Here is a 15,409-nt window from a genome sequence, read left to right as displayed (position 1 = left end):
TTGCAACGCCTGTCTGTGTGTATTGATGGCTTCAATTTAGCTCTTCCAAAAGGTACGGGTGTTGCAACATATGGTCGTTCCTTGGCAAAAACGCTTTATGCAGCCGGCTATGATATTAGTTTATTATATGGCTTGGATATTCCAGCCAGTAAGAATGAGATTTTACGGGAAGTTCTTTTTTTCAATGCGCTCGGCGGGAATGAACAAAAGTCAGAACGTTCCGGCAATCCGATACTCAATAAAACAAAAAAAATCATTAATTCCTTTAATTGGAAAGCCATAAATATCCCGCTATCGGGCCATGTTGAAACACGCGGAATGGGTCATTGGCTTCCCCCTCATCATCAACTTTATAATCTCAGAAATCTCTTCAAAAGAGCTCATTCTTATTATAAGCGTACAGGAAGATTTGCGCATATCACGCTACCTTCCCCTCCTGATATTATGCATTGGACATACCCACTGCCAATCAGAGTAAAAAATTCCATTAATTTATATACAATACATGACCTTGTGCCTTTGCACCTACCGCAAACAACACTCGATAATAAAACGTATTATTTTAATCTTATAAAGAAAATTGTTCTAAGCGGAGACCCTATAGTTACTGTATCAAATGCATCAAAAAATGAGATTATTTCTTTCTACCCAAAATCTGCTAACAATATATACAATACATACCAGACAGTAGATCAAGATTTATCTTTAATGACTCCAGAAGAGAATATAGATATAGAAAAATTATTTAGTGTCACGCCACTATCCTATTTCATGTTTTTCGGATCTCTTGAACCCAAAAAAAATATAGGCCGTATTATAGAAGCATTCCTATCTTCATCTACCAACAAAAAGCTCGTAATTGTTGGGGCCATGGGATGGAAAAATGAGAATGAATTACGCTTCTTAAAACATGGCATCCAAACTGGGCGCATCCTGTACATAGATTACCTTCCTTCTCAGATGCTTTTTGCCCTATTGCGTAACGCCTATGCTCTTTTGTTTCCCTCAATAGCAGAAGGGTTTGGCCTGCCTGTCTTGGAAGCTTTTAAGTGTGGCACACCTGTAATTACCTCCGCAGAAGGTGGGCTATCTGACGTTGCAAAAGGAGGAGGACTTATCGTCGATCCCTATAGTATTCCAAGCATTGTAAAGGGCATAAATTCTCTTGATCAGAACGAAGCATTGCATATGGAACTTCAGAAAAAGGGTGCGCAACGATTTACTCTTTTTTCTCAAGAAAAATACACAAAAAGATTACAGGAAGTTTACTGCGCTATGATGGTTAAATATAAACCTACGCAAAAAATAACAGTCTAGTTTGGCTGTAAATTACTTTATACAGCCTCCTCACAGAACATACACTTTCTGATTGGTCGACTTTCGATAATTTAGATCAGAGCGCAAATTATTTATTTCTTTACGAAATCAATGTATTGAATATATTGCACTTGTGTTTTTTAGGATTTTGCGCTTTAAATTTATGAATTTTCTCTATTCCAATGAACGCTGACCAAAAATTTCCTTAAAATATCTTCTGAAAGAATATTTTGATGCGCATTTCTACAATCGAAATTTGATGCAACCACTTTTTCTTGTCAATCACCGTTATGTTTGACATATGAGCAGAGTTACGAAGGGGACCATTCGTCATTATGCCATCTCAGCCATTAGGTGAACACATTGTGCGCCAATTAAGTCTCACAAATAAACCTAAAAAATACCCACATCGTTTCTTCCCTCGTGACCTGATGACACTAGCGGTGTGCCTTGTTTCTTTGGCTGCTTGCGGCTCTCTTCCCAATAGTGGCCCCACAGAATCGGAGGTCCTGAAATCACAACAGGATCCTCAAAAAAATAATCTTGGATTTGGTATTGTACAAATCAGTGCGGATCTGTTGACATTAATAGCAAGTGAGAATGCAACCCCGCTTTCATCATTAGAAGAAGAAGTTACCTCTCAACATGGTAGCAATGATGAAATCGGGCCCGGCGACATACTTCAAATTTCTGTGTATGAACTCGGCAGCGCTATTTTCAGTGGCGGCGGCAGTAACGTTGCCGACTCTCCGACGGCAGAGGCGCTTGCAGGAGCAGGTGGTGGATCTGGATCATCTAGCAGCCTCCTTATGAGCAATACTTCCTCCACTCGCAGCGGCACCACTGCCACCCTTAGCAATCTGCCGCCCATGGTAGTAAGTGGGCACGGTACAATAGATGTTCCTTACGTTGGCAAGCTGTATGTGATCGGAAAAACCACAGATACTGTGGCCGCAGAAATCAAAGCTGCGCTTACAAAAAAATCTCAGGCTCCACAAGTGTTGGTCAGACTGGTTCAAAGCCTGACGAACTCTGCCATCATCTATGGAGATGTCAAAAAACCTGGGCGCATTGTCTTAACACCGAACAGAGAATGTTTGCTTGATATTATTGCCTTAGCTCAAGGCTCGACACATGCGTCAGAAGATTCTGTTATTCAATTAACACGTGCTGGCCACGTTGTTCGTGTCCCGATGTCCGTTCCTGAAACTGACCCATCGCAAAATATTCAAATTCAACCTGGCGATAGGGTGGAAGTAATTTATAAACCGAGAAGCTTTACAGTATTTGGTGCAGCAGGAACCGTAACAGAAAAACCATTTGCTGCGCCTGAACTATCCTTGGCCGAAGCAATCGCACGAGTTGGCGGTCCGGCTGATGGCAAAGCAGATCCTAATGGTATTTTCCTTCTACGTTATGAAGACAACAATATTGTGCAAAGACTGGGATTACCTACCAGCCCCGGCAGCCCAGTTACGCCTATTGTTTACCAAATAGATATGATGAATCCTGGCAACTACTTCTTAGCGCAGCATTTTGTCATGAAAGACAAAGATATGCTTTATTTCTCGAATGCAAAAGCCAATGAGTTCTATAAGCTTTTTGGCCTTATTAGTACTATTATTCAACCTGGCATTACTGCAGGATACATGGCACGATAAATATTAAACGACATATTAATGAGTGGCATTTAATTGCCACTCATATTTTATTCAATACCTGATGAACAAGAGGACGTGTATGATAAATCAAGTAGAAGAGCGTGAACCGATTGCTCCACCAACACAACCTTCCTCTTTTTCTCGCATTATGTTCTTATTTGTGAACTTTATAAAAAACAGGCCCGCTTTGGCCTTGTTCGTTATATTCCCTAATATCTTATTTTTTATATATTTATCTTGTATTGCAAGTCCACAGTACATCTCAGAAGCTCATTTCATGGTAAGAAGTGAGCGCTCGCAAAGTACGCCGCTTTCCATGTTGTTGCAGGCCGGTGGTGAAACCATTACCAGCGAAAATACCTATGCAGTGCAAGATTACATGATGTCTCGCGATGCCATGAATACTTTGCTAAAAAAGCATAATTTGGATAAGGTATTTAATCCTCCCCATGCTGACTTTATTGCGCGATATCCAAATTTCTATTCTAGAAACGATAAAGAGAGTTTTTATAGATATTATAAAAAACATATCAAAGCAGAAATCGATGCTGATACATCATTATCAGTTTTGCGTGTTCGTACCTTTAATGCGGCAGAATCTCAACGTATTGCCAAGGCATTACTAACAGCATCTGAAAGCCTGATAAATGATATTAACACAAGACAACGGCAAAATCTTATCGGAGCGGCACAAAAAGAAGTCGATGAATCTTTAAAACAACTTCAACAACTTCAACTTAAACTAGCAACATTTCGGAACACCAATGCTGTAATTGATCCAGAAAAACAATCAATTCCACTTGTCAGTAATAAATATGCCTTGCAAGCAATGCAAACTGCCACACAAATGCAGTTAGATCAAACCTTGAAAACAACCCCTGATAGTCCTTCTATAGCTGTATATCGCCATCAAATTGCCATTATTCAGCAAGAGCTTAAACGTGCAAGCGCTCAATTAACGGGCAATGCAGAATCTTTAGTTCCAAAATTAACGGAATTTGATTCTCTAACCATTCAACGCCAATTGCTGGAAAAAGTTTTAATATCAGAAGTTGGCTCGCTTGAAGCCGCTAAAGCGCAAGCAGACAGACAGATGGTATTCTTGGAAGAAGTGACGCAACCTGATGCTCCTGATTATCCAGAATATCCGCCTACTGCTGTCTTTATGGCTGTATTCTTTGCTGCAACATACGGACTATATATTATGGGTCGGTTGCTGGTCGCCGGTGCTCGGGAACATAAAACAACATGACCAATATAAAACATAGGAAGCCTGCTTCACTCTGGAAATGCTTCTGTTTACAATACAAAGTTATCCACGCGCTGATACTACGTGAACTTCATACTCGTTATGGACGAGAAAATATTGGCTTCCTTTGGGTTATAGGTGAACCAATTCTATTTTGTGCTGGGGTCACCATTGTATGGACAGCAATACGTCCAGCTCGTGAACATGGATTGGCCATGACGGCGCTTGTAGTAACTGGATACCTACCTCTTACAATGTGGCGCCACTGTTTGGGCCGTGCAATTAAAGCATATGAAGCTAACGGAAGTCTTTTATTCCACAGACAAGTAACACCATTTGATATTATTACCGCAAGAACATTCTTGGAAATAATTGGCACTATAATGGCTGGTATTATTTTGCATTGTGGCGCCATCGCTTTTGGGTATATGAAACCACCTGCTGATTATGGTCTTCTGTTCTTGGGATATTTCTACCAATCTGTATTTAGTTTCGCTACTGCTCTTTTAGCCGCGTCATTAAGTGAAATATCAGATTTATTTGAAAAAATTATTGGAGTAATTGGCTATCTCTCCATTCCACTTTCCGGCGCTTTTGTTATGGTGAGCTGGCTTCCCTTAAAATATCAGTGGATACTTCTTCTTTCTCCCATGGCTAACAATACAGAAATAATACGTGCCGGTCAGTTTGGAATCGGTGCTCGTATAAAATATGATCTTTTTTATGATACATGGTCCACCCTGCTACTACTCCTACTTGGTATTATGGTAACATCCAATATTAGAAAACATATCGAAATTGTCTAATAAATGCAGGTGAGTTATGCTAAAATGTATAGATATTACTAAGACATTCCATACAAGTGCAGGACCACGTAAAGTTCTAAAAGGCATCAACCTAAGAGTCGAACGGGGAGAAAAATTAGGTATTTTAGGGCAAAATGGTGCTGGTAAATCTACAATATTACGCATTATTGGCGGTGTAGAATATGCAACCTCCGGTCGCATAGAAAAGGATATGTCTATATCATGGCCGTTAGCATTTACTGGTGCATTTCAAGGAAGTCTGAGCGGTTTAGATAATCTTAAATTCATTTGCCGTATATATGAAAAAGATTATGAAGAGACACGTGCTTTTGTAGATGATTTTGCAGAACTTGGTAGCCAGCTTTTAGAGCCCGTAAAAACATATTCCTCAGGTATGAGAGCAAGATTGGGTTTCGCTCTATCTCTTGTCATTGATTTTGATTGTTATCTTATTGATGAAGTCATTATGGTTGGAGATGCACGATTTGCAGAGAAATGTAATCGTGAAATGTTTGAAAAAAAAGCTGATCGCAGTATGATTATCGTATCGCATAATATGGGTTTTGTAAAAGAAACTTGCACACGATGCTGCCTGTTAAAAGATGGAAAAATGATAGAATGTCCGAGTGTTGATGAAGGCATAGAAATGTACCATAAATTTTAATTTTTCCTGAAATTCTACCCCATTATTTCAGAGTGAAGTTTATAAAGGAAGAAAATTAAGCGACCTACTTATATACCACTTTCGAATTGTGGATTGCGAAAAGCGAACACCCAGCCTTTACACGACAGTGATGTTTGCAATGTTGAAAATTTAAACAATAAACAAAATATCTCGACGATAATTATTTATCCTCTATAGATTTTTCTTGTCTGAATCTGTCAGATCATATGTCTGATTTTAAAAAATTTGGCTACTACGTCAGTGTCTGTTATAAGGGATTATGATCGAACCTTTGGTTAGATATTTAATACTGCCCTATGGGATGCTGAAATTCACGAAAACAAAGCCTCAGAACCATGAGAATATTCCCTTTAGCGGAAACCACCGTAAGAAATGGCTAGGTTTATATCGCTAATTATATGCATTGCTTTCCATTCCCTATAAAGAGGAAGGGTTCGAACAACCCTCTGGCTTTGGTACACTCCCTGTGATTCCATTTCTTCTGAGTTAATTGGAGTGAATGGAAGATGAAGCAAACTGGTTTCTTTGATGTTGAAGAGCGGCTTGCGCGATTGAGTGGACTTTGAGACCAACTCGAAGCGTTTTCCCGGACTGTAGATTTTGAAGTGTTCCACGCTGACCTAGACAAGGTACTGGCATATTCAGACGGACGTAAAGGCGGGCGTCCGGCGTTTGATCCGGTGCTGATGTTCAAAATTTTGGTCATCCAGATGCTGAACAATCTCTTCGACGAGCGGACGGAGTATTTGATTAACGATCGTCTCTCTTTCATGCGTTTTTTGGGATGATGTCTATCAGACCGTGTGCCCGATGCAAAAACGGTCTTGCTGTTTCGCGAACGCCTGACCCGGGCGGATGTCATTGAAACACTGTTTGATCGCTTTGATGCGACCCTGCGGAACGCTGGCTATCTGCTAATGTCGGACCAGATCTTGGATGCCACACTGGTGGCTGCTCGCAAACAACGAACACAAATGCGGAGAAAGCGGATTTGTGGGCAACAGGACTGGCAGGACAAGCCCTCAAAGCGGCCCCACAAGAACAGGCATGCGCGCTGGACACTGAAGACTTCATGGAGAAGCAGAGCTTTGTCTCAAAGGTTTACAGAAAAAAGCCGCATCTCAAGCCGATGCTCCGGCATATCCAGAAATCGAATGCTGGAAAATCAGTTATCCGCTCGCGTGTCGAGCATGTCTTTGCTGACCAGAAGTCTCAGACGGGATTGTTCGTTAGGACCGTAAGCATTGCTCGAGCCAGTATGAGGATCGGGCTGGCCAATATCGTCTTTAATATGCGCCTCTTCCTGAAGCGGATTAACGCCACTGCGTAGCAATATCCAGAGCATGAAACTTCTCTCTGCTCAAAACGCAGGGCGAAATCAGGACATGGAACCAGAAATCAACACACCAAAAACCTGAAATAAGGCGCAAGGGAAAACAATCAATGGTTCTTCGAACCTTCCAGATTCAAAAACTGTGTTTTTAAATTTACCTGAAATAAGGCATTTTAAAAACGATACCTAGAAACTAAAATTTATCGTATCAAAAATTTAGTTTTTGCCATCTTTCTAAACTCAATTCATTTGATTATTCTTTTTCACAACATTGAATAAAGAAAGTGCTCAAGAATGAAAATAGCAGACTGGATGGCATCTTCTGGTGTTGCTTTTGGCACAAGCGGTGCACGAGGCTTAGTAAGCTCCATGACTGACTCTCTGTGCTTCGCTTATACAGTGGGCTATCTCAAATATCTTGCAACCCTAAATGAATTCGTTCCTGGTAAATCAGTTGCCATTGCGGGTGACTTGCGCCCAAGCACACCACGTATTTTACGTGCATGTGCAGCTGCAATTACATATATGCAAGGTAAACCTGTATTCTGCGGCTTTGTCCCTACACCAGCATTAAGTCTATATGCTTTTGCGCGTGAAATTCCCTCCCTGATGGTTACTGGAAGTCATATTCCATCTGATCGAAATGGGATCAAATTCAATCGAGCTCATGGTGAATTCCTCAAAAGTGATGAAACTCCCATGCGGGAACAAGATGTTACACTCCCTAAAAATTGGTTTGATGCTTCCGGCACATTAAAACAAGATATTTCACTACCATCAATTACAGATATCGTTCCCGATTACGTGGCCCGTTATCGTAATTTTTTTGGTTCAGATGCACTTTCTGGCTTTACAGTTGGTGTCTATCAACATTCTGCTGTCGGCCGAGATGTTCTTGTCACTATTATTGAGGCATTAGGCGGTAAAGCCGTTCCTCTCGCTAGATCCTCAAAGTTTGTTTCTGTAGATACAGAAGCCGTCCGGGCAGAAGACATAGCACTCGCACATGAATGGGCATCATCTCATACATATGATGCAATCGTTACAACGGATGGGGACTCAGATCGTCCATTAGTCGCTGATCGTTATGGTGATTGGATGCGTGGTGATGTGCTTGGCATTCTTACTGCACAATACCTAGGTGCGACGGCTGTGACGACACCCGTCAACAGTAACACAGCATTGGAACAAGCCGTATTTGCCAAATCCATTCGTCGGACAGCTATAGGCTCTCCATTTGTTATAGCTGAAATGATGAAGGCTGCCAAAGATGGCTTTACGTCAGTTGGATATGAAGCCAATGGAGGGTTTTTGCTCGCCTCAGATATTGAGAAAAACGGCAGAACACTGGCATCCCTTCCCACTCGGGATGCTGTGCTTCCAATTCTATGCGCTCTTGTTGCCTCAAAGAAATATGGGAACAATCTGACCAAACTTTTGGCAACCCTTCCTTCGCGTTTCACTCGCAGTGACCGTGTGGCTGAAATACCAACATATCAAAGCCGTGCTAAAATTGGCGCTTTACGCAAAAATATAATTCCAGAATTGCAAAATCTTGGTTTTTTGGAAATCTGTGGTGCTTTACAAGATGTGGATGAAACAGATGGACTACGCATGACATTTGAAAATGGTGATATCATCCATCTGCGCCCATCGGGCAATGCGCCGGAATTACGCGTTTATGTTGAAGCCAAAACCCCTAAACGGGCGGATGATCTGTTAACGCTTGGGATGGAACGCATTGCTAAATGGTGCGCTTAACGCACGAAATTAATAGGAATGCTCGCTCTATTCTTTTAAGAACCTAGTTACATTGAATTTTTCGGAGAAATTTTTCTATGTCTTCCCTATTGGCAAAAACAAGTCCTAATTCCAGTAATGTTGTACCTGTTATCTTGTCTGGCGGTTCAGGAAGCCGTCTCTGGCCGGTCTCTCGCAGTAGCTTTCCAAAACAATTTTGGCCACTTCTTTCCGAAAATACGCTGCTTCAGCAAACCGCCATGCGTGGGGTCAACGCGCATCTAAGCAGTCCGGTTGTTGTCTGTAACGAGGCACATCGTTTTATTGTAGCAGAACAGCTTCGTGAAATCGGTATTAAAGACAGCCATATTTTACTGGAGCCGGCTGCACGCAATTCTGCTCCAGCTATTGCTGCTGCTGCATTTTTTATTGCGCAACAGAATCCAGATGCCATTTTATGGATTATGGCAGCGGACGCTGCCATTCAGGATCAGGAATTACTAAAAAAAGCGCTTAATTCTGCTGTAGAAGCCGCCTCTGAAGGATATATTGCAACCTTTGGTATCAATCCAACAAAGCCCGAAACTGGTTATGGATATATCGAACGTGGCGCAGAATTAAAATCTGTTCCGGGTGTTTATCATATTGAACGATTCATTGAGAAACCCAATGCTGAGCATGCAGAAATGCTTATGCAGGATAAGAGATATTCTTGGAATTCTGGCATGTTTGTCGCCAAAGCCAGTGTTCTGCTGAAAGAAATAGAAACCTTTGAACCGAAGATTTTCGCTCATGTAAAAGATGCCGTTCAAAATCGTGTTTCTGATCATGATTTTGAACGTTTGGCCGCTACATTTTTTAATGAATGTCATGATATCTCAATTGATTATGCTGTAGCAGAACGTACCAAGATGGCTGTTGTGGTGCCCGCAGCATTCGGGTGGTCTGACATTGGTAGCTGGGATGCCGTTTGGGAAATCACCCCCAAAGATGCTGATGGCAACGCAACCTTTGGAGATGTTTTTCTTGATGGAACGAAAAACTGTTATGTCCGCTCTGATAGTATGGTCACTACAGCAACCGGTGTAGAGGATCTCATCGTCATCGTGACGGGTGATGCCGTTATGGTGTCACACCGGGATCGTGCACAAGACGTTAAAAAGATGGTTACACGTCTCAAGGAAGCTGGACGTCCAGAAGCTACCAAACATAATCGTATATATCGGCCTTGGGGATTCTACGAAAGCCTCATTGAAGGAGATCGCTTTCAAGTTAAAAGAATTCACGTTGAACCTGGCCAGAAACTTTCACTTCAAAAACACTTCCACCGTGCTGAACATTGGGTGGTTGTCGCTGGGACTGCTATTGTTACACGGGATAAAGACAATATCTTGGTCCGAGAAAATGAAAGTGTTTATCTTCCACTTGGTACAATCCATAGACTTGAAAACCCCGGTAAGATCCCCTTAACTCTTATAGAAGTTCAATCTGGCCCTTATCTCGGTGAAGATGACATCGTGCGTCTTGAAGACGTTTACGCACGCTCATAATATAAACTTGTGAGAAGCCAATAGAGCATTACTTGCTCTATTGGCTTCATTTCACGTTCCAATGAAAGACAAGAAAAGCCTATCTGATTTTTTGTCCGTAGCGATACCAATGAGTTACGTTCTTGGTTCTGTCAGCTTTTGAGCCAAGCTACGACAGTGCGTATATCGTTTCACGAAAATGGCAAAATGCGCAGGTTAAATATATTAGGGGTTAAGGGGCAGTTCATTAGTCTACCTAGACTAGATACTAGAATGAAAACTGATCGCCTTTTTATAGCTGCCAGCAATCACGCAGACTTTCGCACCATTCTTGTAGCACTAGACGATCGTCATATGGAAAACCACTCCAATCAACGGTTCTCCATATCGTTGATGTTTCGTCTGTGAGATGAACTACTCGGTTCCCTTCCCCAAAATTTTAAAATAATATGTAATAAATTCGAGAAAGTTAATTTTCTATCTATCCCATAATTTCCCAAATCTTTTGATAACCTTCATAAAGAACTTTTGCATTAACTGTAGATAAAAACTGATCAACAATCAGTCCTTTCCCTCCTTGCTTCTGATTGGGAAGTGAAAAATCATCAACGCAGACCAAAGTTCCTGGACCGATCAATCGTCGAGCCGCCATCATTTCCATGGCATGATGAATGGCGCTCGGCATTGGATTCTCAAGATCAAGATCGAAACTGTCAAAATAAAGTAAGGATGCTGGGCGATCTAACATTTTACTCAGCATGTCGAGTGCAGAAATTGAATCGTTAAGAATAGTACTCGTCACACTACTACAAGCCCGACGCGCACTATCTATGCTATCAGGATTTATATCTATCGTAAGAACATGCCCATATTTTTCACGTGCATACCAGTCGAATAAAAATGTACTCTGACCGTCGCCTTCCCAGTTACCTGGTACACGAAGACAACCAGTTTCAATGATAAGGGGATTAGAAAAAGCATCAAGTCGGTGGAAAAGGGTAGAAAATCCCTTCGCTCTTTTCCCTAGTTTAGGTATAATCAGTTTTTGGAATCCAGTAAAAAAAGGATATTCACTTGCCTCTATTGGAAGACCAACATAATTATAGTCGGCCTTAATTGGCTCTGATGTCATAATATTGCTAGTTCTTGCCAGCTTCCTCAGAACTTCTACAGCCGGCAATACTGACAATTCGGAAGCTATATGATCTACTGCTGCGGGATCGTCTATCAATTTCTGAAGAAAAATCTCCTGCTGGCCACCACTTAACCGATCAATGAGTGATACAGCAGCTTTCAATTTTGCCATATCTTCTTTTACCGTCTCTCTGCCGCTCTTTCCATTAGTGCGTGCAGCTGACGGCTGCCATTTCGACTCTGATGTCATGCGTTTAGTCACCTTTTTTAAGCTATTTTTGAATAATCAATAATCTTCTAGACGTTTTACTCATATTGAAATTATAACCCATCAAGATTGCTGAATCTTAAAAAAATAAGATAAAAATTTTATATTCTTTATTTTTAATTCATTTATGTAAATTTATCTTATACTACGCTTAAAGTAAAATATTCTTATCTTGACACTCGCACAAATACAGGACAATAGCCGCATTCTACTGAATGTTGAGAACATTTTACAGAAAAATCTCTATTATAGGTTTATTTATAATATAAATCATATAATTTAGTTTCATAGTAATACATTTTTTGGTAATAATATCCATTCTCAATTATAAATTCAATCTTCTTAAATTCTTTTTAGAAAATCAGTCTAAAGAATTTTTTAGGCTATCGAGTACATAGATATAATAACTATTAAAATATGTATGAATATAATTTACAATATTGGTTATTTGTTGATTATCTAGAATGGCGATAAAATATAGGATAGCATCCATGTCATTAAGCATCATAGATGCTGCAAAGTGTTTATAGTGCGTTCGTCGTGCTTCCTCTGTCCACATAGAACAACGCCCGCAATCCACGGCGCCCGACTCCATACCAAGCTCATACCTTTTGAAAACTCCTTGTAATATTTAGAATAAATAATATTCCTCTATTCAGAAACTCGTTCCAGACGTTCTAATATAGTCATACGCAGGCATGCCAAACAGATAGCCCTAACAATATTGTCGGCCCTTTCCTGAAATATTTATGACAAAGATAGGAAATCTGGCTGGTCTGTAAATCTAATGCCACTTCCCAGAATGCACGCTTGAATTTTAATTCGATTTGAACAAGAAATGCATCCGGCATACAACTAAGATTGCAGCTTGCATCTGTCTCACGACGCTATCATCAGCCATATCGTTATAAGTAAATATTAAAGCCTGTTCATTCTGGAAAATCTGTGTAACTTTATAGTCCGATTTAATCAGGCCTTTTACCTGATATAAAAACTCTTGCCAATCTGGTTCATACCCCCTCTCCCTTCATAAAAAAGAGAGGGAGTAAATATTCTAGATTTCAACTCTCAACGTATCAGGATACCTGAGGCTTTCTGGCGTTAGCTGCAGCAACCTTCTTACCCCATTTCACCAATGTTTTGGTGCAATCAGAACGTTCAATCTGACATTCAATAATGGTTGGACCCTCACGATTTGCTTTGGCTTTTTTGATGGCCTCTGCCAGTTCACCTGCCGTAGTGGCCTTCATGCCCAAGCCATGCCCATCTTCAGCGTTGAACACTTTCATCAGACCGGCATAGTCCCAGTTTTTGATGTAATTATACGGACCATCGTGAATAGCAATTTCAATAACGTAACCACGATTGTTCACAAGGAAGATAATGACTGGCAGCTTATAACGCACCATCTGCGCCATTTCCTGCGCAGTCAGCTGGAATGACCCATCACCTACCATAAGAATATGTTGGCGTTCCTGAGAACCCATAGCGTTCCCAAAAGCCGACGGCACAGACCAACCAATATGCCCCCACTGCATTTCTAGCTCAACACGTGCGCCACGCGGCAAATCCATACGCGTGGCGTTGAACCAGGAATCACCTGTTTCAGCAACCAGAGTAGTATCTGATGTGAGCATTGCATTGATCTGACGGGTCATTTCATCATTCGTCAGGCGTGCATCTGCTTTGGCTGATTCGATAACTGGCGTGTGTTTTTGACTTTCCTGCGCCGTTAACGGACGGCTGGGGGCTTTCTTTGCCAGCTCTTCAAGGAATTCACGCAACGTGAAGCCTTCGTATGTTTTGCCACCCACAGTGACGCGGTTGGGCTCTGCCAACAAAACATTGTCACCCTTGGGCCATGCTGTCCAACCTACTGTGGAGTAATCATTAAAGACGGGCGCGACACAGATAAGCGCATCAGATTTTTCAACCAGTTCCTGCGCGCCAAGTGAAGACACATCTCCCCAATACAGACCACGAAAACCTTTGTGATCTTCTGGGAAAAAGCTTTTTGCTGCTGCCATAATAGTAACAGCACAGCCTAACTTATCTGCCAGATGTTCTGTTTGTGTTTGTGCATGTGCAGCGCGCACTTTGCTCCCCACAACCATGGTCACACGCTGAGATTTTTCCAGAAAATTGAGGGAAGCTTCTACCGCAGCTTTTAGGCTGACATCATCTACCCGCAATTCTGCCAGCAAAGACGATACCGGACCAGGACGCACACATTCTGCATCAGATACGTTACAAGCAATTTCAACATATGCTGGTTTGCGTTCACGCAGGGCCGTGCGGATAACATGATCAATTTTAGCCGGAGCAGATGCTGCATCTGTAATGCTTTCTGCCGCGCACGTTACATGCCGCATCATTTCCAACTGATAGGTATAATCATTCGTGCCCAGCGTATGATGCAGAATACGGCCTGTTCCGTAATCATTGCTATTGGGTGAGCCTGAAATTAAAATAACAGGCAGATTTTCTGCGTAAGCACCTGCAATGGCGTTCATGGCAGAAATAGCGCCCACACTAAAGGTTACCACAGCCGCCGCCGCGCCATGCGCACGTGCATAACCTTCTGCACTAAAACCGCAGTTCAGCTCATTACAGCAGTAAACCTGTTCCATTTCCTTATTGGCCAGTAACTGGTCCAGAAGAACCAGATTGAAATCTCCAGCTACGGCAAAATGGTGCTTTAATCCGATTTGAGAAAGACGCTCAGCAAGATACATGCCGACTGTATATGTCATGGTGTAATCACTCCTATCGGAATAGCCTCAAAAAACGGCCTTTAGCTAAGACCCTCAATCAAACAAATGTCCAATATATGAAACTGCGGTTTCTCATATAAAAAATATATTCCATATCCAAGAAAATATCTTTTATTTCTATCATAAAATATATGATAACCTATTGATATTAAGTATTTAATTTTCAAAATAGACGAATTTTACACTGAAATTGTTTATATATATTTATATAATATATCACAAAATGTCACCACATCGTGAATGATTATTCTTAACAAACAAAAATTTTACGGATGCTTTTATAACTTCACCTTATGACTTCAAAAAGGAGCAGAAAGTGTGAGAATGCGCCACTTTCCCGCCCTACCTGAAAAAACGCTCCAACTTTCCGGATAAATATCTAATTTATTTAGAATATAAAACGAATTTTTTATCTCATCAGCTAGAATACATGCACTCAAAGCACGTATGATAACAGGTGAAGCTATAATCAAGAATGTATCTTGATTTTGAGCTTTATGAAATAGGCTATCAAGCCAGGATTTTAATCTGATATGAAACACGCACATACTTTCCCCCCCATTTGGAGAATATGTGGGGTTCATGAATTGCACCTGATCTTCCACCAACAAATTTTTTAACTGTTGCCCGGCCCAAATGCCATAATTCCTATTTTCCAACTTTGGTTCTAATTCAATACTATATTTAGAAAAAAAACGTTCTGGAGAAACCTGAATATCAGGCGCACAAAAAATACGTGTGATATTCTGTTTTTCTAAAATATTTTCCTGAAATAACTTGGGTAATTGAAATTTTATTATTTCATTTTTTTTTGGTATATACCCTTTACGCACATTATCAGGCATACAACTTCCCAATAAAACAACACGTAATGCTGGCATATTGCGCATAATATCTTCCAATATTTTAGAGA

The 15,409-nt window shown here is 41.0% G+C and carries 10 protein-coding genes and 1 pseudogene; 8 read left to right on the top strand and 3 right to left on the bottom strand.

The window, feature by feature from the left end:
- The 8 genes and pseudogenes from QQM41_RS07725 (at position 1) to QQM41_RS07690 (ending at position 10,341) form a co-directional block, all read left to right on the top strand.
- Positions 1-1,317: a glycosyltransferase family 1 protein gene (locus QQM41_RS07725; protein ID WP_339076745.1), complete on the top strand. Its 1,317-nt coding sequence runs from the start codon at positions 1-3 to the stop codon at positions 1,315-1,317.
- 335 nt (positions 1,318-1,652) lie between these two features.
- The gene (locus tag QQM41_RS07720) at positions 1,653-2,978 is read left to right on the top strand and encodes a polysaccharide biosynthesis/export family protein (RefSeq protein ID WP_339076744.1); all 1,326 of its coding nucleotides are present in this window, start codon (positions 1,653-1,655) and stop codon (positions 2,976-2,978) included.
- A gap of 79 nt (positions 2,979-3,057) precedes the next feature.
- Positions 3,058-4,230, top strand: a complete 1,173-nt coding sequence (locus tag QQM41_RS07715) for a capsule biosynthesis protein (RefSeq protein ID WP_339076743.1) — start codon at positions 3,058-3,060, stop codon at positions 4,228-4,230.
- Complete coding sequence (locus QQM41_RS07710) at positions 4,227-5,033, top strand: ABC transporter permease (RefSeq protein WP_339076742.1); 807 nt, start codon at positions 4,227-4,229, stop codon at positions 5,031-5,033. Before QQM41_RS07715 ends, QQM41_RS07710 begins: the two co-directional genes overlap by 4 nt.
- Positions 5,034-5,049: 16 nt before the next feature.
- Positions 5,050-5,697: an ABC transporter ATP-binding protein gene (locus tag QQM41_RS07705; protein ID WP_339076741.1), complete on the top strand. Its 648-nt coding sequence runs from the start codon at positions 5,050-5,052 to the stop codon at positions 5,695-5,697.
- A 527-nt stretch (positions 5,698-6,224) separates the two neighbouring features.
- Positions 6,225-7,048 (top strand): annotated as a pseudogene (locus QQM41_RS07700) (transposase).
- A gap of 315 nt (positions 7,049-7,363) precedes the next feature.
- Positions 7,364-8,812, top strand: coding sequence for a phosphomannomutase (locus QQM41_RS07695; RefSeq protein ID WP_339078086.1), 1,449 nt, complete (start codon positions 7,364-7,366; stop codon positions 8,810-8,812).
- Between the two features lie 77 nt (positions 8,813-8,889).
- Complete coding sequence (locus QQM41_RS07690) at positions 8,890-10,341, top strand: mannose-1-phosphate guanylyltransferase/mannose-6-phosphate isomerase (RefSeq protein WP_339076740.1); 1,452 nt, start codon at positions 8,890-8,892, stop codon at positions 10,339-10,341.
- 460 nt (positions 10,342-10,801) lie between these two features.
- Here QQM41_RS07690 and QQM41_RS07685 read toward each other — a convergent pair whose 3' ends face one another.
- The 3 genes from QQM41_RS07685 to QQM41_RS07675 all read right to left on the bottom strand — a co-directional run bounded on the left by QQM41_RS07685 (position 10,802) and on the right by QQM41_RS07675 (position 15,386).
- On the bottom strand, positions 10,802-11,704 hold the full coding sequence (locus QQM41_RS07685) for a hypothetical protein (protein ID WP_339076739.1): 903 nt from the start codon (positions 11,702-11,704) through the stop codon (positions 10,802-10,804).
- Positions 11,705-12,798: 1,094 nt separating this feature from the next.
- Entirely contained in the window at positions 12,799-14,475 is a 1,677-nt protein-coding gene (locus tag QQM41_RS07680) for a thiamine pyrophosphate-binding protein (RefSeq protein WP_339076738.1), read from the bottom strand.
- Between the two features lie 320 nt (positions 14,476-14,795).
- The gene (locus QQM41_RS07675; RefSeq protein ID WP_339076737.1) at positions 14,796-15,386 is read right to left on the bottom strand and encodes a histidine phosphatase family protein; all 591 of its coding nucleotides are present in this window, start codon (positions 15,384-15,386) and stop codon (positions 14,796-14,798) included.
- Between the last annotated feature and the right edge of the window lie 23 nt (positions 15,387-15,409).

Source organism: Acetobacter sp. AC2005, assembly GCF_037901235.1.
GTDB lineage: Bacteria > Pseudomonadota > Alphaproteobacteria > Acetobacterales > Acetobacteraceae > Acetobacter > Acetobacter oryzoeni.
This window is presented reverse-complemented; position numbering and strand designations above follow the sequence as displayed.

Excerpts from the sequence above, each read along its gene's own strand:
- QQM41_RS07720 (WP_339076744.1), top strand. The coding sequence starts at position 1,653 with ATGCCATCTCAGCCATTAGGTGAACACATTGTGCGCCAATTAAGTCTC.
- QQM41_RS07715 (WP_339076743.1), top strand. The coding sequence starts at position 3,058 with ATGATAAATCAAGTAGAAGAGCGTGAACCGATTGCTCCACCAACACAA.
- QQM41_RS07710 (WP_339076742.1), top strand. The coding sequence starts at position 4,227 with ATGACCAATATAAAACATAGGAAGCCTGCTTCACTCTGGAAATGCTTC.
- QQM41_RS07705 (WP_339076741.1), top strand. The coding sequence starts at position 5,050 with ATGCTAAAATGTATAGATATTACTAAGACATTCCATACAAGTGCAGGA.
- QQM41_RS07695 (WP_339078086.1), top strand. The coding sequence starts at position 7,364 with ATGGCATCTTCTGGTGTTGCTTTTGGCACAAGCGGTGCACGAGGCTTA.
- QQM41_RS07690 (WP_339076740.1), top strand. The coding sequence starts at position 8,890 with ATGTCTTCCCTATTGGCAAAAACAAGTCCTAATTCCAGTAATGTTGTA.
- QQM41_RS07685 (WP_339076739.1), bottom strand. The coding sequence starts at position 11,704 with ATGACATCAGAGTCGAAATGGCAGCCGTCAGCTGCACGCACTAATGGA.
- QQM41_RS07680 (WP_339076738.1), bottom strand. The coding sequence starts at position 14,475 with ATGACATATACAGTCGGCATGTATCTTGCTGAGCGTCTTTCTCAAATC.
- QQM41_RS07675 (WP_339076737.1), bottom strand. The coding sequence starts at position 15,386 with ATGCGCAATATGCCAGCATTACGTGTTGTTTTATTGGGAAGTTGTATG.